Source organism: Candidatus Fukatsuia endosymbiont of Tuberolachnus salignus, from assembly GCF_964030845.1.
GTDB classification, from domain to species: Bacteria; Pseudomonadota; Gammaproteobacteria; order Enterobacterales; family Enterobacteriaceae; genus Fukatsuia; species Fukatsuia symbiotica.
On sequence record NZ_OZ034983.1, the window covers coordinates 2,634,535 to 2,654,555 of the forward strand.

16 protein-coding genes, 1 tRNA gene and 4 pseudogenes are annotated in these 20,021 nt (G+C 41.0%); 13 read left to right on the forward strand and 8 right to left on the reverse strand.

All coding sequences use genetic code 11. The annotated features are described in order from the left end of the window. Positions 1–438: 438 nt before the first annotated feature. From cydA to AAHH42_RS12595, 12 genes and pseudogenes are all read left to right on the forward strand, one after another. Positions 439–2,004, forward strand: a complete 1,566-nt coding sequence (gene cydA, locus AAHH42_RS12545; RefSeq protein WP_072550267.1) for a cytochrome ubiquinol oxidase subunit I — start codon at positions 439–441, stop codon at positions 2,002–2,004. A gap of 16 nt (positions 2,005–2,020) precedes the next feature. Next, a complete protein-coding gene (cydB, locus tag AAHH42_RS12550; RefSeq protein ID WP_072550266.1) occupies positions 2,021–3,160 on the forward strand; it encodes a cytochrome d ubiquinol oxidase subunit II in 1,140 nt (379 codons plus the stop codon). A 12-nt stretch (positions 3,161–3,172) separates the two neighbouring features. Continuing rightward, entirely contained in the window at positions 3,173–3,313 is a 141-nt protein-coding gene (cydX, locus tag AAHH42_RS12555) for a cytochrome bd-I oxidase subunit CydX (RefSeq protein WP_072550265.1), read from the forward strand. 106 nt (positions 3,314–3,419) lie between these two features. Next, entirely contained in the window at positions 3,420–4,103 is a 684-nt protein-coding gene (tolQ, locus tag AAHH42_RS12560; RefSeq protein ID WP_072550264.1) for a Tol-Pal system protein TolQ, read from the forward strand. A 38-nt stretch (positions 4,104–4,141) separates the two neighbouring features. After that, complete coding sequence (gene tolR / locus AAHH42_RS12565) at positions 4,142–4,570, forward strand: colicin uptake protein TolR (protein ID WP_342221281.1); 429 nt, start codon at positions 4,142–4,144, stop codon at positions 4,568–4,570. Between the two features lie 181 nt (positions 4,571–4,751). Beyond that, on the forward strand, positions 4,752–5,807 hold the full coding sequence (tolA, locus tag AAHH42_RS12570) for a cell envelope integrity protein TolA (RefSeq protein WP_342221282.1): 1,056 nt from the start codon (positions 4,752–4,754) through the stop codon (positions 5,805–5,807). Positions 5,808–5,960: 153 nt separating this feature from the next. Then, positions 5,961–7,256, forward strand: a complete 1,296-nt coding sequence (gene tolB / locus AAHH42_RS12575; RefSeq protein ID WP_072550261.1) for a Tol-Pal system beta propeller repeat protein TolB — start codon at positions 5,961–5,963, stop codon at positions 7,254–7,256. A 46-nt stretch (positions 7,257–7,302) separates the two neighbouring features. Continuing rightward, the gene (gene pal / locus AAHH42_RS12580; RefSeq protein ID WP_072550260.1) at positions 7,303–7,815 is read left to right on the forward strand and encodes a peptidoglycan-associated lipoprotein Pal; all 513 of its coding nucleotides are present in this window, start codon (positions 7,303–7,305) and stop codon (positions 7,813–7,815) included. A gap of 9 nt (positions 7,816–7,824) precedes the next feature. Then, positions 7,825–8,089: pseudogene (locus AAHH42_RS14935) on the forward strand (YbgF trimerization domain-containing protein); the annotation flags it as partial. Positions 8,090–8,250: 161 nt separating this feature from the next. Further along, positions 8,251–8,592: pseudogene (gene ybgF, locus AAHH42_RS14940) on the forward strand (tol-pal system protein YbgF); the annotation flags it as partial. A 242-nt stretch (positions 8,593–8,834) separates the two neighbouring features. Continuing rightward, a tRNA-Lys gene (locus tag AAHH42_RS12590) sits at positions 8,835–8,910 on the forward strand. 967 nt (positions 8,911–9,877) lie between these two features. Beyond that, complete coding sequence (locus tag AAHH42_RS12595) at positions 9,878–10,249, forward strand: IS4/Tn5 family transposase DNA-binding protein (protein ID WP_072550258.1); 372 nt, start codon at positions 9,878–9,880, stop codon at positions 10,247–10,249. Here the strand turns inward: AAHH42_RS12595 and AAHH42_RS12600 are convergent. Next, positions 10,151–11,661, reverse strand: a pseudogene (locus AAHH42_RS12600) (IS3 family transposase). The gene AAHH42_RS12595 and the pseudogene AAHH42_RS12600 overlap by 99 nt on opposite strands. A 166-nt stretch (positions 11,662–11,827) precedes the next feature. Here AAHH42_RS12600 and AAHH42_RS12605 point away from each other — a divergent pair. After that, the gene (locus tag AAHH42_RS12605; RefSeq protein WP_342222006.1) at positions 11,828–12,850 is read left to right on the forward strand and encodes an IS630 family transposase; all 1,023 of its coding nucleotides are present in this window, start codon (positions 11,828–11,830) and stop codon (positions 12,848–12,850) included. A 210-nt stretch (positions 12,851–13,060) separates the two neighbouring features. Here the strand turns inward: AAHH42_RS12605 and AAHH42_RS12610 are convergent, their stop codons facing one another. The 7 genes and pseudogenes from AAHH42_RS12610 to AAHH42_RS12640 all read right to left on the reverse strand — a co-directional run. Next, on the reverse strand, positions 13,061–14,095 hold the full coding sequence (locus AAHH42_RS12610; RefSeq protein ID WP_342221283.1) for a S8 family peptidase: 1,035 nt from the start codon (positions 14,093–14,095) through the stop codon (positions 13,061–13,063). A 9-nt stretch (positions 14,096–14,104) separates the two neighbouring features. Beyond that, the gene (locus AAHH42_RS12615) at positions 14,105–14,896 is read right to left on the reverse strand and encodes a hypothetical protein (RefSeq protein ID WP_342221284.1); all 792 of its coding nucleotides are present in this window, start codon (positions 14,894–14,896) and stop codon (positions 14,105–14,107) included. A 741-nt stretch (positions 14,897–15,637) separates the two neighbouring features. Next, on the reverse strand, positions 15,638–15,871 hold the full coding sequence (locus AAHH42_RS12620; protein WP_342221285.1) for a transposase: 234 nt from the start codon (positions 15,869–15,871) through the stop codon (positions 15,638–15,640). 16 nt (positions 15,872–15,887) lie between these two features. Then, a complete protein-coding gene (locus tag AAHH42_RS12625) occupies positions 15,888–16,124 on the reverse strand; it encodes an IS630 transposase-related protein (protein ID WP_342221286.1) in 237 nt (78 codons plus the stop codon). A gap of 788 nt (positions 16,125–16,912) precedes the next feature. Beyond that, on the reverse strand, positions 16,913–17,275 hold the full coding sequence (locus AAHH42_RS12630; protein ID WP_342221287.1) for a hypothetical protein: 363 nt from the start codon (positions 17,273–17,275) through the stop codon (positions 16,913–16,915). Between the two features lie 9 nt (positions 17,276–17,284). Further along, the gene (locus AAHH42_RS12635) at positions 17,285–19,285 is read right to left on the reverse strand and encodes an inositol phosphate phosphatase SopB (protein WP_342221288.1); all 2,001 of its coding nucleotides are present in this window, start codon (positions 19,283–19,285) and stop codon (positions 17,285–17,287) included. A gap of 510 nt (positions 19,286–19,795) precedes the next feature. Next, a pseudogene (locus AAHH42_RS12640) lies at positions 19,796–20,020 on the reverse strand (transposase); the annotation flags it as partial. Between the last annotated feature and the right edge of the window lies 1 nt (position 20,021).

Consider the following 20,021-nt stretch of genomic DNA (forward strand, 5'->3'; position numbering starts at 1 on the left):
TCATATTTATCCTCAAAATAAAAAAAGTTTTTATTTTCTCTTCTTCCACAATCTGGAAGTCAGATTTTTATCATGCCCTCTCACTGCGGTTGATTAAAGCTTATTATTTGCAATATGAATTTCAATCATTGATGGAATATTATCCAATAAGTGACTTTTTTGACCGATGTTATTCATACAAGGACAACATTATTTTTCTATCAAAGGTGTCAATAATGAAATTTTAATAGTGGAAGCACATTTTAATCCTCTATATGTAAATAAATACATGTGGTAAAAGCCCATTTATTCTCTATGATTACGAGGGTATTATTATGTTATTAAAATATTAGGCCGCTATATGTCTGAGTATTTGTTGCTACTGGTCATAAGAGTGCTACCCAAGCGAGAATAAAACTACTGCAAAGTCGATATTTTCGTGAGGAACGAGGAATCAAGATGTTTGATATTGTAGAGCTTTCCCGGTTACAGTTTGCTTTAACAGCAATGTATCACTTCCTTTTTATTCCATTAACGCTTGGACTCGCATTTTTACTGGCAATAATGGAAACAGTTTATGTCTTGTCCGGTAAACAGATCTATAAGGATATGACCAAGTTTTGGGGTAAATTATTTGCGATTAACTTTGCTCTGGGAGTAGCCACGGGTTTGACTATGGAATTCCAGTTTGGTACTAATTGGTCATATTTTTCCCATTATGTTGGCGATATTTTTGGTGCACCCTTAGCGATTGAAGGTTTAATGGCATTTTTCCTTGAATCCACTTTCGTCGGTCTGTTTTTATTTGGTTGGGATCGATTAAGCAAATATCAGCACCTAGGAGCAACCTGGTTGGTAGCGTTAGGCTCTAATTTTTCTGCGCTTTGGATCCTGATTGCTAATGGATGGATGCAAAATCCGATCGCTTCTGATTTTAATTTCGAAACCATGCGAATGGAAATGGTCAGTTTTTCTGAACTGGTGTTTAATCCCGTCGCTCAGGTGAAATTTGTCCATACCGTTGCCGCAGGTTATGTAACGGGTGCCATGTTCGTACTGGCGATCAGTTCGTATTATTTGTTGAAAGGTCGTGATATCCCGTTTGCTAAGCGTTCATTTGCTATCGCGGCCAGTTTTGGTTTAGCGGCTGTGTTGTCGGTCATTGTACTGGGTGATGAATCCGGTTATGAAATGGGTGATGTGCAAAAAACGAAATTGGCAGCCATCGAAGCGGAGTGGGAAACTCAGCCTCCCCCTGCGTCATTCACCTTATTTGCTATTCCAAACCAGGAAAAAATGGAGAACGCTTTTGCCATTCGAGTCCCTTACGTACTTGGCTTGATCGCTACACGATCAATAGACACTCCAGTATTGGGACTACGCGAATTGATGTCTCAACATGAAAGACGTATCCGCAACGGTATCCAGGCCTATCAGTTACTCGAACAACTGCGCTCGGGCAATACTGATCCTGCAGTACGTGCAGCATTTGATAAAAGCAAACAAGACTTAGGCTATGGCTTATTGCTGAAACAATATGCACCAGATATTATTGAGGCGACCGAAGAACAAATTCAGCTAGCGACAAAAAATTCTATTCCATCTGTGTTGCCCCTCTATTTTGCGTTCCGTATTATGGTCGTTTGTGGCTTGTTGATGTTATTGATCATGGCCTGTTCTTTTTATACTGTTGTACGTAGCCAGATAGGTGAGAAAAAATGGTTACATCGGATGGCACTTTACGCCCTGCCATTGCCTTGGATCGCGGTAGAAGCGGGTTGGTTTGTCTCTGAGTATGGCCGTCAGCCTTGGGCGATAGGTGAGGTTCTGCCAACAGCGATGGCAAATTCGTCAGTGAGCGCCGGTGAGATCCTATTTTCTATGATACTAATTTGTGGGCTTTATACCTTGTTCCTGATCGTAGAAATGTATCTGATGTTCAAATTCACCCGCATTGGGCCAAGTAGCCTAAGAACAGGTCGCTATCATTTTGAACAGGCGATTCATAGGGTACAACAAGCCTAGTAAGAGAGACTCACTTATGTTTGGTTATGAAGAACTACGTTTTACCTGGTGGCTGCTGATTGGCTTACTGTTGATAGGTTTTGCAGTCACTGATGGCTTCGATATCGGCATAGGGATTTTACTGCGCATCATAGGTAAAAGTGATATCGATCGCCGCATTATGATTAATTCTATCGCTCCGCACTGGGAAGGCAACCAGGTTTGGTTAGTGACCGCTGGTGGCGCGTTATTTGCTGCCTGGCCAATGGTATATGCCGCCGCATTTTCGGGTTTTTATGTTGCGATGATGTTGGTATTGGCCGCGCTGTTTTTCCGCCCGGTTGGTTTCGACTACCGTGCCAAACTGGATGATCCTCGTTGGCGTAACCTGTGGGATTGGGGCATTGTTGTCGGTAGTTTCGTACCAGCCGTGGCATTTGGTGTAATTTTTGGTAACTTGCTGCAAGGGGTGCCTTTTCACATCGATAGTTATTTGCGTTTATTCTATAGTGGCAATTTTTTCCAGCTACTCAATCCTTTTGGTTTACTTGCCGGGGGGGTGAGTTTAGCCATGTTAGTGACACAGGGAGCCACTTACTTGCAAATACGTACTCGAGGTGAATTACATTTACGCTCCCGTAGCACTGCACAGATTTCAGCGTTGCTAACGGCTACCGCTTTCTTATTAGCGGGAATTTGGTTGATGAAAGGTATTGATGGTTTTGTCATTACTTCGGCACTGGATACGACAGCAGAATCTAACCCATTGCGCAAAGAAGTCGCGCATCAGGCGGGTGCCTGGTTGCTGAATTTCAATAAGTACCCTATTCTATGGGCGTTGCCTGAGTTGGGTGTGATCTTGCCACTGTTTACTCTATTACTGTCACGCTTTACGCAAAGCGCTTGGGCGTTTGTGTCATCTTCGTTGACCCTTGTTTGTATTATTCTGACGGCGGGTGTCGCTATGTTTCCGTTTATTATGCCATCAAGCACTGATCCTAACGTCAGTTTGACACTGTGGGATGCAACATCGAGCTTACTAACCCTGAAAGTGATGACCTGGGTGGCGTTAGTCTTCATCCCTGTTATTCTTATTTACACGAGTTGGTGTTATTACAAAATGTTTGGTCGTATTGATAAAGATTTTATCGATAAAAATCCGCATTCGTTGTATTAAGGAGCACAGATCATGTGGTATCTTGCCTGGATATTTGGCACGCTTTTGGCCTGTTGTTTCGGTATTATTTCTGCTTTGGCACTGGAGCAGAGTGAAATTAGCAAGACGCGTAAAAATGCAGCTAAGAATGACAACGATGAGGCCAACCTATAATTATTTTCTTCCTCGTTGGACAATTCATTCCCGAGTTTGAAACTCTTGAGTATCGTGTTGTGGTTGGTTTTTGACTTCTTAAGTTTATTATCGCGGAGTTTACGCAGTGACTGACATGAGTATTTTAGATTTATTCTTGAAATCAAGCCTTTTGGTGCAGTTTATCATGCTGGTATTAATTATATTTTCTATCGTTTCATGGGCGATCATTATTCAGAAGACGCGTCTTCTGAATGCCGCCGGCCGTGATGCTGAAGCTTTTGAAGATAAGTTCTGGTCGGGTGGCGAGCTATCTATCCTGTATCAGGAAAGTCAGGCGCGCCATGATAGCATCAGCGGTTCAGAACAAATTTTCCATTCTGGTTTTAAAGAGTTCGCTCGTTTACATCGTGCTAATAGTCAGGTGCCTGAAGCGGTTGTTAACGGTGCATCACGGGCGATGCGTATCGCGATGAACCGTGAATTAGAATCTTTGGAAACCCATATTCCGTTCCTTGGTACTGTTGGTTCTATCAGCCCGTATATCGGTCTGTTTGGTACGGTGTGGGGTATCATGCATGCTTTTATTGCTTTAGGTGCCGCGAAGCAGGCAACGTTACAGATGGTTGCACCTGGTATTGCCGAGGCTTTGATTGCAACGGCTATTGGCTTATTTGCGGCGATTCCTGCGGTCATGGCCTACAACAGGCTTAACCAACGCATGAATAAAATTGAGCAGAACTACGATAATTTTATGGAAGAATTCACCGCTATTCTGCATCGCCAAGCTTTTGCACGTGCTACGCAATAGATTTTTAACAGGTTCTAATAAGTGAGGGGCGGGGGCACATGAGACGAGCATCAAACCGTAAAAGTCGCGAGCTTAAATCTGAAATTAATATTGTTCCCTTACTCGATGTGTTACTGGTGCTATTGCTGATTTTTATGGCGACAGCGCCCATTATTACGCAAAGTGTTGAAGTTGATCTACCTAATGCGACAGATTCAAAAACAGTGTCTAGCAAGGGTGATCCACCAATCATTGTTGAAGTCTCTGGGGTGGGTCAATATACCCTAGTTGTCGATCATCAACGTATGGAACAACTACCAGAACAGCAAGTGGTTGCCGAAGCACAGGCGCGTTTGCAGGCTGATCCGAAAACTGTGTTTTTAATTGGTGGTGCAAAAGAAGTACCTTATGATGAGATTATTAAAGCATTGAATATGCTTCAGCAGGCTGGCGTTACTTCTGTGGGCTTGATGACGCAACCGATATAACTTCGTAGACTTTTTGCAAAACCTACTACCGTGCTGCAAGTTCTGCGTTACGTGGTGCTCGCAATCCTCATGTACTCGTATGTACCGTGCAGTTACTGCGCGCAAGGCACCTTGAATTTGCAGCATTCGCTACAGTTTTGCAAAAAGTCTATTATTAAAATCTTGTTTCTGGAAATCGAATGTGACAAAAGGAACCGAACAAAACCATAAGTTGAAGCTGGCTGTGATTGTTTCGGTCATTCTGCACCTGGTATTGATTGCCTTATTAATTTGGGGATCCTCGACGCAGAATGCTGATATTGGTGGCTCTGGTGCAAGTGGTACTGTTATCGACGCGGTGATGGTTGACCCTGGCGCCGTTGCACAGCAATATCAGCGTCAAGAGCAGCAACAGACTGAAGCTAAACGTGCACAACAACAATATAAAAAAAGAGCTGAGAAACAGGCTGAAGAGCTACAGCAAAAACAGGCAGCAGAACGGCAACGTTTGAAAGATCTAGAAAAAGAACGTCTACAGGCGCAAGAAAATGCGAAACAAGCGGCTGAAGAACAGCAAAAACAGTTTGCAGAACAACAGGAAAAAGCCGCGGCGGCGATAGAAAAAGCGCAAACAGAACAAAGACGGGCGGAGGCCGAGGCTGCTCAGGCAAAAGCAGAAGCCGATAAAATGCTGAAAGCGGCGGCGGAGGCCAGAGAAAAAGCGGTGGCAGAAGCGAAAAAAGCAGCCGCTGCTGCGGCAAAAAAACAGGCTGAGGCGAAAAAAGCAGAAAATGAGGCAAAACAAAAAGCAGCGGCTGAGGCCAAGAAAGTTGCCGCTGCAGCCGAGGCCAAAAAAAAAGCTGCTGCTGCTGAGGCCGCAAGGACAACAGAAGTGGATGATCTATTGGGAGGCTTGGCAGCAGAAAAAAATGTACCCCAAGGTAGTGCAGCAGCGGCAGGTCAAGGTGGAGGTAGAAAGAGTGGCGCATCGGGATCTGAAATTAATGGCTATTTAGGGCAAATCACTGCCGCCATTCAAAGCAGATTTTACGATGCAAATCTTTATCGGGGGCGTAAATGTGATCTGAGAATTCAATTGTCTCCGGAAGGTATATTGATGGGTGTAACGGCTGAAGGGGGGGATCCTGCCTTATGTCAGGCAGCGATAGCAGCTGCGAAACAGGCTAAAATACCTAAACCACCGAATGATGATGTTTACCAGGTGTTTAAGAATGCTGCGCTTGTATTTAAGCCGTAATAAGGTTTGATAAACACCCGTGAAATTTTAGTCAGGTTGTCTTTGTGTTACGTTATTTCTCTACGCTTTAAGTACACACGTTGAAGTGTTGCAGGAAGTTGGTCAACCGCTTTAAATTATTGCGAAATAAGTTTTCTTAGAAAGGGAGATAAAATGAAGCGAGTATCTCGAGTAGCACTAGGATTTTTAATATTGTGGGCGACTATCTTGCACGCAGAGGTGCGTATTGAAATCACCCAGGGTGTTGACTCAGCTCGGCCCATCGCGGTCATTCCATTTAAATGGCTCGGGCCAGGCATCGCACCTGAAGAAATTGCCTCGATAGTAAGCGCCGATTTGCGCAACAGTGGCAAATTTAACCCCATCGATGTATCACGTATGCCGCAGCAGCCGGGCAGCTCGGTTGAAGTCACCCCCACAGCCTGGACCACACTGGGGATTGATGCCGTAGTGATCGGTCAGATCCAGCCGAGTGCTGATGGTAGCTATGTGGTTTCTTATCAACTGCTCGATACTTCGGGCATGGCTGGTAGCGTTTTAGCGCAAAATCAGTACACAGTTACTAAACAATGGCTACGTTATGCGGCTCATACTGCCAGTGACGAGGTATTTGAAAAATTAACAGGTATTAAAGGTGCCTTTCGTACTCGCATTGCCTATATTGTAGAGACCAGTAATGGCAGTCAGTTTCCCTATGAATTACGTGTTTCAGATTACGATGGTTACAATCAAGTCACTGTTCATCGTTCTCCTCAACCTCTGATGTCACCCGCTTGGTCGGCGGATGGCAGCAAAATCGCTTACGTTACTTTTGAAAGTGGTAAATCTGCTCTGGTTATGCAGACGCTCGCTGATCGTAACATCAAACCGATTGCTTCATTTCCACGCCACAACGGTGCGCCTGCATTTTCTCCAGATGGGTCTAAATTAGCTTTTGCTTTGTCTAAAAGTGGTAGTCTCAATATTTACCTGATGAATCTTGCTTCTGGTAGCATCAGTCAGATTACTGATAGTCGTAGTAACAATACTGAACCAAGCTGGTTCCAAGATAGCCAACATCTCGCCTACACTTCAGACCAAGGTGGACGTCCGCAAGTGTATAAAATAGACATTAACGGCGGTGTGCCGGAGCGAATTACCTGGGAAGGATCGCAAAATCAGGATGTGGATGTTAGCCCTGATGGTAAATCTTTGATCATGGTGGGTAGCAAGAGTGGATCTCAGCACATCGTCAAACAGGATCTGGCAACGGGAGCCGTTCAAGTATTAACGGATACCTTTCTGGATGAAACGCCCAGTATCGCGCCTAACGGTACCATGGTAATCTATAGTTCGACCAAGGAGCTAGGCTCAGTGTTACAACTGGTATCGACTGATGGACGTTTCAAAGCGAGTCTTCCGGCAACCGATGGACAAGTCAAATTTCCTGCCTGGTCGCCGTATCTGTGATGCACATATAATCTATGGCAAACTATAAAATTAAAGGATCCAAAAAATGCAACTGAACAAAATGCTAAAAGGGTTGATGTTGGTATTACCTGTTCTGGCTGTGGCCGCTTGTAGTTCTAATAAAAAGGTTGATAATGATCAATCGGCTATGGGTTCTGACTCCGGCATGAGTAGCGAAAATATTAGCAGTTTGTCCTCTGGAGAGCAGGCACGTTTGCAAATGCAAGAACTGCAAGCAAATAAGACAGTTTATTTTGGTCTTGATAAATATGATGTTAATGCTGGCTTCATGGATATGCTGAACAAACATGCCAATTTCCTGCGGGATAATCCGAAGTTCAAGGTAACTGTTGAAGGCTATGCGGACGAACGTGGTACGCCGGAATATAACATTGCTTTGGGTGAACGTCGTGCGAATGCTGTTGGAATGTACCTGCAAGGTAAAGGTGTATCTGCGGATCGAATCTCTATCGTCTCTTATGGTAAAGCCAAACCAGCGGAATTGGGGCATAATGAACAGGCATACGCGAAAAACCGTCGCGCAGTTTTGGTTTACTAAGAGAATCAGATGAACAGTAACTGCAGATGCTATTTGCTAAGTTTGTCGTTACTTTTTGGCGTAGCGGTTCCATCGGCCGCTACAGCCGAAGCGTCGATCAGTGGTGTTGGCTCGGGATCGTTAGAAGATCATGTCACTCAGCTGGAACGTATTGTTAATGCGCACAGCCAATTATTAACCCAATTACAACAGCAACTGTCAGATTCGCAACGCGATATTGAAAGTTTGCGGGGTCAAATCCAGAATAACCAGTATCAACTCAACCAGATCGTTGGGCAGCCAAAGATGGCTCAACGGGCAGAAAGTCTAATAGGGCAAGAAATACCGGGTAATACAGAACCTGATACCAGTGCTAAGAGTACTGTGGTTCCGGAGGCTGCCAGCAATACAAAGATACCTGTGAATGATGACGAGAATGCTTACAAACAAGCCACTTCTTCCCGGGAAAAACAACAATATGATCAAGCTATTGTAGCATTTGAAAATTTTTTGACTCAATATCCAGAATCAGTTTATCTACCTAACGTCAATTATTGGTTGGGGCAGTTGTACTATAATAATAAAGGCGAAAAAGATATCGCTGCTTCCTATTATGCATTCGTGGTTAAGAATTACCCACAATCAGCAAAAAGTGCAGATGCGATGCTTAAGGTGGGTATGATTATGCAGGATAAAAAACAAACCGACAAAGCGAAGGCGGTTTATCAGCAAGTGATTAAAAAGTACCCTAATAGCCAGGCAGCCGCAGAAGCACAGAAGAAATTGGCTTCTTTTTAGCCTCTTTGTATTATCAAAAACTGCTACTGTACTAGGCTATGAACTTGCTTTGATGGCAGCCTATAAACTGAAAAACAAATTAAATGGGTGTTATTTTGCGCATAATTAAATAAATAGCAAAAAATTAAAGCTTTTCAGGAAATTTAAGTTGCACTACCAAGATAAATTGGTAACATGCATCGCCCTAGTCAAGAGTGGCGCGCAGGATGATTAGTTTGTTCCTGTCGATATGAAGCAGCAGCGGGTCGTTAGCTCAGTTGGTAGAGCAGTTGACTTTTAATCAATTGGTCGCAGGTTCGAATCCTGCACGACCCACCAGTAATATCAATCAGTTATAACGTTTTAGACAGATCTAAAATATTCTTGTGTCGTATTAATACCATTGATATGTAATCTATTATCGGTTTATTAAACATGTTGCGCTAAATGAATCGGTACCAAATAAATACCATTTCAACACCGTCCTATTACCCATTTTTTGTAATGCAGATAATAAATGTCTGACTGAATTTATCAAAGATGGTTGAGGTATTCATGGCTGAATAAAATGCTATCCACTGTTTCCATAACTGTAAAAAACTCTGATGGAAACATCAATAAATTGGAATAAAAATATTACCGTAAAACGATTTCATTATTTCTTATTTATTTTTTCTACCATATTAATAACAGAATAGTTTTTAAGATAAGCTTGAATTTTTTGCATTGTAAATATTATTAAAATAACCTGAGCATCTGTATTAGAAATCAAATGAATTAAGCAAAATTTTCAACTAAAAAAATGTTTAAGTAACAAATTACGATGTTTTGCAGTAGAAAATATCATTCTATACTCTATTTTATAGATACGAAACATATAAAAATAATTTGTTTTATCTACTAAAAAATGGTCATCGCAGTGAGTCAAAATAATCATATGGCACAGTTAGCAAGGTTTTTTCTGAAATGAGTTTGGTATTTTGCGTGGTGTAAATATGAAAAACAGATATTATCCAGTATTATTATACCAAATCCCTCTACTTCAGAAACCGTCGATCCTGAAGCCTCCAGTTCAATAGATATAGCAGGGGCCTTATAAATTGATTTAAATAAAGTCATAAGAAAACAGAGAGTCAATGTGACATTGTTGCTTTCTACGAAGTGCTTTGGCTTGAGCCCATTTGTGTTCGATAGGATTGAGGTCTCACTTTTACCCACAACGTTGAATGAAAAATGATTCAGGTGGAATTGGATTATTGGTAGAGTCAATAGTAAAGAAGAGCAAGGTAAATCAGGAAACAGGCACATGAAAACAGTAACGGGTAATGGGAATGAGTGGATCCGGGAAGAATTTCATCAAATTGATTTCGGAGATAAACGCCTTAAAGAGCGTTTTTTTGAAACAGCGGGCTTATTATCATCAAAAGCGTCAGGTTCAATTTATCCAAGCTGTCATGGCTCCTGGTCACAGGCCAAAGGAGCTTATCGATTTTTTAGCAATGAGAGAGTGAGCGAGAGCGCGATATTCCGTACACATTCTTCGCTGTTTTTCAAGCTAGTTGTCGCCTTATTTCTAATTTTATGCAGCATTTGCTTCCGGATACAGCATCACTTCATGAATAAAATTCCAGTTACGACAGCCTTTGCTCCAACGTTCGGGTTTTTTAGCTCGAGCTAATCCATAGACGGCTTTCCGTTTGGCTGATATTTCTCTGTCTGCTCCCCTATGACGCTCATCTGGAGTAACCTATTTGATACCACTGTGTTTATGCTCAAGGTTGTACCAGTCCACGAACTGGGTTACCCAGGTTCTGGCATCATTGAGCAAGGTAAAACCCTCGGCCGGCCACTGGGGGCAATATTTCACCGTTCGAAACAATGATTCAGAATAAGGGTTATCATTACTGACTCGCGGGCGGGAATATGAACTAATTACCCCCAGATCGCACATTTTCGCCAACAGGGTATAACTGCGCATGGGACTACCATTAGCTGAGTGAAGAATAATTTTTTTGTCAGCGCATTTTTCTCTCCAGATGCATCGTTGCAGTAGCTCTGCAGCCTGTTCGCCGGATTCTTGTTCAAAAACATCTGCCCCCACAATTTTCCGACTGAAAATGTCCATCATCATGTAGAGGTAAAGATGCCGGCCTTTTATAGGTGTTGGTAAATAACTGATATCCCAGGACCATACTTGATTCGGTGCTGTCGTTTTTTGTGCGCATGGGCGCTTATAACTTCTCTCTCGACATCTAGGAGTGAACAATTTGTTAGCTTTGAGCACCCGATAAAACGTAGACTCAGATGCGATATAAATTCCCCTGTCAGCAAGCGTCGGGACGATTACATTCGGAAGGAAACTCGCAAACTCTGGCGAATTACAGATTTCTATGATCCGCCGTCGTTCAGCATCAGACAATTTGTTACTGGGGGCATTGCGAACTGCCTTTGACCGTTTGTCGGCCAGGGGGGAGTTGTGACGGTTGTTGTTCCAGCGTTGCAGTGTTCTGACTGAAATCCCAAGGGCCTAGCATGCCGGCGCCTTACGAGCCCCTTGTTGCATCGCATCTCTGAGCATATCAATTATTTTATGCCGCTCCGGGAGAGGGATCAGGCGTCCTCGCTGTTTACCAGTAGGGCTGCGGTTTCCGCAAGCGCCTTTTCTTTTCTGGCGAGTTCTTTTTCAAGTTCACGGACCTTTTGTCTGTATTCTTTGACGACCTTATCAACTTTATGATTATTTAGGGCTTTCAGCTCATGTGCCTGGGTCGAAATCGTTCGCCATTCCTTAACCTGTTCAACAAACAATCCTTTATGCCGACAGTATTCCGCCAGCTCAATTTCAGACATCACTACGCTTTCGAGGACCACCGCAAAGCGCTGCTCGGGGGACCAACCTTCGTTATTCTTTAAAAACCACTCATCTTCACATAACAGGCCATCATTCATTAACTCGTTTCTCCATCTTGAAACAACGGAAGGGCTCACGTCTAGCTTTTTAGCTATTTGCCGGTCAGACCAATTATACGGAGGTTGAAACCAGAGCAACCCTTGTTGCTTGATATTGATAGGCACGGGGTTTGCGGGCATGGTGTTCTCCTTAATATTAACAGGCGACAACTATGCTGACATAGGGGGTTATTGAGTGATCTCCATCAATGTTATTCGGTGATCGTCTTGATGATAATATGCAGCATATACCCGTGATCAATGAAGATGCTTGATTTTGAAGTCGATAAGGATCATGCTCATAGCCATGAAAATAGAGCTGACTGCTGACCAGAAAATTACCCTCGAAGCCCAACATCGTCAAAGCCATGACCGCCGTGTCTGTGACAGGATCCGGTGTGTTTTGTTGTCCGCAGACGGCTGGACTCCCCCTATGATTGCTCACTCACAGCTCATTAATGAAACCACGGTGCGGCGCCACCTTACAGACTATCATAAACTCAACAAGCTCAAGCCTGAAAATGGCGGCTCCGATGGCTATCTCAATGCGGAACAGACCACGTCGCTGGTTGAACATCTCACCCAGCCGCTCTACCACCACAATCACCAAATTGTGGCGTATATCGCTGGACGCTGGAACATCACCTTTACCGTATCAGGTCTGTATAAAGGGTTGAAGCAGCATGGCTTTAGCTATAAAAAGCCGAAAGGTGTTCCGCATAAATTTGCCGTTGAGAAACAGCAGCAATTTATAAAGACCTACAGCGAATTGAAAGACGCCGCGGGTAATGACCCCATACTGTTTATTGATGCCGTTCATCCGACACAAGCCACCAAAATAAGCTACGGCTGGATACGAAAAGGCCAGGATAAAACGATAGAGACCACCGGGAGCAGAACGCGGTTGAATATCATGGGAGCCTTGAACGTCCAGAATGTGGCTAACCCCATAATCCGTGATGATGAGACGATTAACAGCGAAAATGTGGTTCACTTCCTGTCTGCCATTCGCGCGCATTATCCCATCACGACAACGGCACATGTGATCCTCGAGGGTGCAGGCTATCACCGTTCACAGCTTGTGCAAGACGCCGCGCTTACGTTGAATATCCAGCTTCATTACCTTCCGCCGTATAGCCCGAATCTAAACCCGATAGAGCGATTGTGGAAGGTGATGAATGAGCAAACACGAAACAATAGATATTACCCATCTAAACAGAGTTTTAAGAACGATATCTTAAACTTCTTTGAGGTGAAGCTACCACAAATGGCAAGTTCTCTGGTATCTCGCTTAAACGATAATTTCCAGGCGCTAAATCCTGCATCTTGATTTCACTTGGGTATATATAAAAATAGACCTGATTAGCAAGGAAGTCAAGCCATGCTAATCGGTCATTTCGGTGGAGCCAGTACTCAAGCCATTTTTCGATATGGAAAGATAATTCCCTTGTTGAAATTAAAATAATTTTAAATCAATGAGTTATTTTTTTAAGCATAATTATTGGAGACTTGGCTTAGATTTCTTGCTAATCAGGACGGACTATGTGCTTTTCGCCTGGGAGAGGGGCTTTTTAACAACCCACCATTCTTTTATATATTCATTACTGCCTATTTCAACCCAGGGACAGTCGTCTTGTCCTCTCTCAGTGCCCGGCTCCGTACCCTTAACCCAATTTTTATTGGCCCAATTTTTATTAGCCCAACTCACTTCGTGGCCGTAATTATCATATTCTTTATCTTTATTCCACAATGGTAGCGCTGGTACAAAGGGGATCATTTTTTCATCTACCCGTTTTAGGGCTTCGATTACATTCGGTCTGTAACCGATATCTTCTCCTTTTGCATCTTTATATCCACTTTCTTCGATAATTTGATGCATATCAAAAGCATTAAAAACCACATGATATTTGGTTTTTGCGTAGGACTGAATCAGTGCTAACGCGCCAGCCACTAATGGTGTAGCACTTGATGTACCACTGTACGAGGAAGTATAGTTTCTATTACTACCTTCCACCCTTTGAAGGTCACCGTATCCTGTCGTGGTGACTTTCATACCCCATGAATTGATCACTTTATCGTGGTTGTAATTAGAGGCACTAATTTTTCGGCCATTTTCAGAATGACATGCCCCAATCATAATGGCTCCACTCGATCCCCAGTTATTAAATGGTGCGAGGCTCTTTAAATTTTGCCCTCCATTGCCCCCGGCGTAAATGACAATAGCCCCAGCATCGACACAGAGTTTAAACTTGTTCCAGTAATCTTTACTATGAACCATAGGTACGTAGTATGAGCCCAGTTTAAATTGGTTATCTATACTGATAATATCTCCTGGTTCCACATCCCTAACTATTTTATTTAGATCTCCTGTATCGTAAAAAAAGAAGTGACAATTATGTGCAATTCCTGTCACGCCATAGTCATTTCCTATTGCAGCGATACAGCCCGTAGAGGCAGTTCCATGGTTACAGTCTCCTGCTCTACTATTAATTACAGTAATATTTCCTTTGAGATCTTCGTGTGCATGGTACACGCCAAAGTCGAGGTGACGGACAGTTGCCCCCTTTCCGGTCACACCATTTTTCTAGGCGGCCCTGACATTCATTCCTACACCTTCATCCAGATAACCTTGTTTAGATGAAAAATCAGGTGTATCCGTTATAGAATTATTCTCGGCATTAAAAGCAAGATCGTTAACTTCTGATGGAGGTATAAAATAATCAGGATCTATTGATAAAGAGCAATATTTTACAAAAATATGCGACTCTAATTCTTTGGCTAAACTAAGTAACTCCTCATCAGAAAGATCTGTTTCTACGTCAAAAATGTTAAAACATTGTTCGAATTGGGAGTAAAACTCAATCTTTTTTTCGATATCTTTTGGGTTAAAGCTTTGGACGAATTTTATTTTATCTTTCCATTTTGTATATATGGGAACTGCCTGTGGTGATTTTTCTTGGAGTGCCTGTAGACAATTAAACCCGTCGGGGAAGAACATCACACTAAGTGTATTATGTTCTTTACTATCTAGTTTTAATCCTCCTTTTAGATTAGGTGTAGGAATATTAATTGAAGCCATTGATATCGATGTTGACGGAATATCCATTTTAGCCGAGTGTAATTTTTTTTCACCAATGAATGCTGAAACTGAATACACAGAGATAGGTAAATTTGAAAAACAAACCAGCTTATTAGCATTTTCTTTTTTCTCAGAAATAATTATTTTCTCTTCAAGGTCTCCTTTTTTATCAGAATGAGCTGTTTTGTGTTCAAATAAAATATATTTTATTTCTCCCGTATAGAAATCACTAGTACATTTTGTATAAATATTTCCTTTAAATTTATAATCTCTAAAAAATTCCAATTCAATATCCATGTGGTTATCCTTTTATTACTAATTAATTTTACGTGGCTATAATATTTTTTGGTTTTTGTTAATTATTTTTATTGGTCATTTTCTATTTATTATAATTTTCATGTAATGATAAGAGTAACAACCTAATGTATCTTCATAAAAATAAATAATAAGATAATCGGTTCAGTGATGCTTACAATGACATACCAATAGTGGTTTTGTATTGACCAATTTTTAGTATAAAATAGCTAATAAGTATTCGTTTGACGTACAAAGCCTCTGAGGTCAGGGCGGGATTCAACTCATTAATTAGCCAATTTTAGATCATAAAAACTCAATTTATGTATATTAATTAAATATATGAGAAAATTTCGCCTGCAAAATACTTAAATATAAATCTTATAGCGGGGACCATGTAACATGATGGGTTTTACCAGTAAATATTATTTAATATCAATGTATTAGTGTAAATTTTTACAGTCAATTTATACGGTCCCTGCTATATTGATTACAAACAATACAAAGGGGAATCCCGTCCTGGAAGTGAAGTATGACTGGTGTCATACAACAGATTTCAAATAAGGCTACATTGGACGTTGGAAGAGTACAGAAAGGAACCTTCGTTCAGAGCAAGACGACAGATATAGCTGACTCCATATAAATTGAAATATAATATTGCGACGACATATCCAGTGAAATTTCGCCAACAAGCTTTAGCTCAGGTACCGTCTTAATTACGTCTTGGCAAGCGCTATTTTTGCATCAAAAGGGATGCCTGATTTCAGCAGGCCATACGCCAGTTAGATGCCTGGCGTTGATAATCGCGTGTTGAATGTCCTGACGCTTGTGGAAACTGGCGTTGTCCATGACGATGACACAATTTTTAGGGAGAGAAGGGAGGAGCAGTTGTGTGACCCAGGTGTAAAAAACATCACTGTTAATTGAACAGGTAAAGAGTCCGAACGCTATCAGCGGTAAAGCCCAATAAGGCGCCAATCACGTTAGTGCGGCCTTAACGGGCCGCACGTTCCCGTTGGTAAGCATCTGGATAACGCTCAACATCTTTGACTAGGACTTTTTTGTCAATCTTACGCCGACGCGAGCCAGACTGCTGTGGCTCTATTCGCCTCAGCCAACGCGTTAGCGGATCCGTGCCAATGTGGAAGCGCTTCGCTGTTTCTCTTATGCTCAGGCCTTCCTGCTCTCGAATACTCAGGACTTTTCGCCGAAAATCAACTGAATAACTCATCTTTAGCTCGTTTGGATTATTTTTTTACATTGTAATCAAAATTAAAAAGTATAGCTATATCATCTTATACCCCAGAATTATTATTTAATTCATGATACAATCGTTCGAATTTTTCTTTTCTACGTTCACTTCTAAATAAATCAAAAAAACGATAAAGAAAACTCATGTGTGTCGCTTTTTTTTATCTTTATTGAAAATAGACTTTATCCTTTCAAAAGTCACTTCAACAAGTTTTCCGCCAGAATTTAAGTATATACTGTCGCCCATTTTCACCTGCCACGATATTATTTAATCATAAAAACATTATTATTCATTAGACTCTTTTTAATAAATTTATCTTCTAATAAAGTGTAATTTATTTTGTTTATAGTAAATTTTTTTCGTTTTACAACTCAATGAACCATCTAGGACAAGAATACGAATTGGCAAAAAATAAAAAATTGATTAATATTTAATCTAACTAGTGCTTGAAAAATATTCTCTTCTATTTCCTGAACTAATAAAATATAAATAATATGTATTTTTAGATTAAAAAATATTCGTGCTCTCACCCTGATTCAATTGTGTAAATACCTATTATTATAAATACTTTTTACGAGTATAAAAGTATTGAGTGTCTGATGCCCGTTTTGTACGGACGGTAACTATTATATGTACGATTGAAAGGGTTATTTTAAGCAACAAGTCTAATGTATCCGTTAGGCAATCAAAATTAAATTGCGCCGCTATAACGAGCAAGAAGATGAGTCTAGTGTGTAGTCAATTGAGAAAGATTAACAGTTTTGTTTCTAGTTTTCGTCAATCCGTAATACCTGTGCTGCGTCATGTATCTTGGTGAGCAATAGCTTAAATTTCTCCGCCATAACATCTGGCGATGCTTCGGGATCGAGGCGGATCATAGCGACTATACGCTTGCCTGCTATGCCAAAAACAACTTCACTCTCAAAATTGAACGTCAGTAATTTCATTAGGCTATCACTATCGACGGGTGGTGATGACAACGCACAGAAAAGGGTCAGTGTGCCGTTATCGTCATCTTCCGAAATAAAAATCCATCGTTCCTTATCACCATCCATAATCCGAATAAGGTTATCTTCATTCTCAGGGATAAGGCTAAAGTTTTGATATAAAGCGAGTAATAAATTTTCCATGATATCTCCCTAAACAAGGCCAGACAAGCCACGAGCTTGGTCTGCAACCTGTTGGTTTATAATGCGCTTTTGGCGCGTAGATAAGCCCAGTCCTAAGATGTCCCGCAGCCTGTGCTTACCAAGAACTTTATTGCCTTCAGCACCCGTATTTTGTTCTTGTATTTCAAGATTTCCGCTGTGGAGTAACACTGCCTGTAATAACTTACTACCGCTGGCATCAAGAGGACCAGGTTTGCTCGGTAGCTTATCTTTTGCCTGGTGCATGAAGACCACTTCACGTTTTATTTCAGCATCTAGCATACCAGTGCGATCTTTACCACTTTTGCAGTTAAAAGCAGGGGTGATGCCAATTTCATAGGCTAGTAAAATCATCACCCTCGCGGCCTTGTATGCATCTCCCGCATCATTATGATGAGCCTTGTCAGCCAACATCGTTTTTAGTTGTTTTGCCAATGCATGTACTCTTTCAGCATTCTCAGGTTTAGGTTTACCTTCAAGATAATTGCCAACCCAGCCGCCTAATTTTGCTTTGGGTGAGAGATCACCCAGCAGTTTAGTCAAGCCGGACTGGTTATATTTATCAGACGTTTTTATGCCGAAGCCCAGTTTCAGTCCTCTTTCATTCACAGGAAAATTGAATGCAGCAATGTCGAGATTTATTTTAACTGTGATGAGTTTTCCATTTTCGTCCCGCAGAGACAGTTTAAGTGGTTTTTGAGACGATAAGGCCTCGTAGGCAGCCATCTGATCAGCCAGTTGACGCCCTTCTTTGGAGCCTAAAATATCCTTCGGTGCCAGCAGACTGGTCGAGATTACGCGAAGTTGTACGGTCTGGCCTTTTCGAGCTTTCTCTAGTTTGTCCTTGTCAAGAAACAGAGCGGCTGTAACCATTTCTTTTGCACGTTGTTCAGCCCCTACCTTGCGTTCATTACTGCCCTTAGCTAGCAAATAAGGGCTGTGCACTGCATGACGTACCCCTGCAAAAATTCTGGTTTCCTTGCCATTTTTATCTATTATAAAAATTTCTGAGGTCCACAAATTGACAGCATGGGTGGTATTTTTCTGGTCAGCACTACAAACACCCTTACCCTTATAATCGGTCTCGAATATATTGTGTTTACCAACTGATTTCATTTGTGCTGCCGGAGTTAACACGCTTTTGAACATTTGACCGCCGAACGAAAATTGGCTGGTAATTTTATTCCATTCTGAGTTGTTAAGTCTATTGATGTCACATTGTTTGAATTGAGTTTTAATCTCTTTCTTTGCTTGTTTATCGGATAACTCCGGCCGAGATTTCTTTAAACAGGCTGCAAGTTTATTAACAACACCAGGTACCAACGATTTCGCTGATAAGATGTATTCACTATCAGCTTTGGCCTCCTGATTCTCTATTATCTCTAATTTTTTATTAATATTTTGTTCAGTATTTAAATCATTTTGTAGTTCACAGCGTAGTGCTATAATTTTAGGTGTATTTTTTACTGGTGATTGCTCCAATAAATCAATACAAACCTGTAATTTATTCATTTTAAAATTGTTAACTTGCTTCACTGTCAAAGAATTTTCCTGCCGCTGGCTGGATATTATGGGTACAAAAGGTCTCACTGTTTTTAGCTTAGCGACTGTTGACGCAAAAAATTTGGTAATGTCCTTACCAATACTTGTTTTACCTTGAGGTTCAGTATTTTTTATCTCGTTTTTTTGTAATGACTTTGAAGATTTTTGTTGTTCTAGTTTATCTTTTTCCATTGATGATAAAGAACTACGTCTATCATCACTAGATAATAAAAAACTGTGTTTATTGTTACTAGCCTCATGAATGACCGTTTTTTTTAATTCTCCATTTTGCTCTGATATTGATGTAAAAGATGTTAATTTTACCGACGAATTACTGGTTCCTGTGTGTTTTCTTAAGAAATCAGGAAATTCAAGTGATTGTTTTAACACTGTAGTTGCTTGATGATACGCTGTAACCACTTTATTTTTTAAAAAATCAACGTTAGTCATAGTTATTATTTCATTATTATTTTGATAAATATTATTATGAGCTATAATATTACATATAATCATATTTAAAAAACAAAAAACGCTCATTTTATAATATAAAAAATAAATTTACAAATAAAATTATTACTTTACCTTTCTATACTAAAGTCTAACATAATCATGTTAATGGAAAAGTTACTTTTATTATTTATGACAGGCTTTGAAATAATATAACAGGTGAAAAGAGTATGGTATACTATTCTGACAAGCGATATTTTATATCAATCCATTTTTATTTTCGTTAATTTGTGTGGTTATTTGTCATCTACTTTATATAAAACTTTGGATGACAAAAAACGTCATCTCACATACAGTAAAATTCATAGGCGGGTAGTTATCTTAATCAGGCTATTTTGACACTGGCTGCGTTTTTCATGGTGTAGATATCACCGTTTGCCTGCCAGTTGAACATTCTAAGCTTACCCCTTGTAGATTGTAATCTTAACTTGAGTTCGGAATAAGTCGACTATTTTATAATGTGACGATATTTGCACAATGCAGAGCTAATTTTGGTTTGGATGGTGTAAGGCAGTCAGCGCAGATGCCCCAGAGTAAATTGACGATAAAATGCTGTGGTGAGCGGTGACGAGTCTGCTCTATTTGGCACATATTTCTTAGTTGTTCAAAAACGGTTTCAACCAATGACCGTTTACGCAAAAGGGCGTTATCAAACACAGTGTGCTCGACAGGCTTCAGT

Excerpts from the sequence above, each read along its gene's own strand:
- cydA (WP_072550267.1), top strand. The coding sequence starts at position 439 with ATGTTTGATATTGTAGAGCTTTCCCGGTTACAGTTTGCTTTAACAGCA.
- cydB (WP_072550266.1), top strand. The coding sequence starts at position 2,021 with ATGTTTGGTTATGAAGAACTACGTTTTACCTGGTGGCTGCTGATTGGC.
- cydX (WP_072550265.1), top strand. The coding sequence starts at position 3,173 with ATGTGGTATCTTGCCTGGATATTTGGCACGCTTTTGGCCTGTTGTTTC.
- tolR (WP_342221281.1), top strand. The coding sequence starts at position 4,142 with ATGAGACGAGCATCAAACCGTAAAAGTCGCGAGCTTAAATCTGAAATT.
- tolB (WP_072550261.1), top strand. The coding sequence starts at position 5,961 with ATGAAGCGAGTATCTCGAGTAGCACTAGGATTTTTAATATTGTGGGCG.
- pal (WP_072550260.1), top strand. The coding sequence starts at position 7,303 with ATGCAACTGAACAAAATGCTAAAAGGGTTGATGTTGGTATTACCTGTT.
- AAHH42_RS12595 (WP_072550258.1), top strand. The coding sequence starts at position 9,878 with ATGAAAACAGTAACGGGTAATGGGAATGAGTGGATCCGGGAAGAATTT.
- AAHH42_RS12605 (WP_342222006.1), top strand. The coding sequence starts at position 11,828 with ATGAAAATAGAGCTGACTGCTGACCAGAAAATTACCCTCGAAGCCCAA.
- AAHH42_RS12615 (WP_342221284.1), bottom strand. The coding sequence starts at position 14,896 with ATGGATATTGAATTGGAATTTTTTAGAGATTATAAATTTAAAGGAAAT.
- AAHH42_RS12625 (WP_342221286.1), bottom strand. The coding sequence starts at position 16,124 with ATGAGTTATTCAGTTGATTTTCGGCGAAAAGTCCTGAGTATTCGAGAG.
- AAHH42_RS12630 (WP_342221287.1), bottom strand. The coding sequence starts at position 17,275 with ATGGAAAATTTATTACTCGCTTTATATCAAAACTTTAGCCTTATCCCT.
- AAHH42_RS12635 (WP_342221288.1), bottom strand. The coding sequence starts at position 19,285 with ATGACTAACGTTGATTTTTTAAAAAATAAAGTGGTTACAGCGTATCAT.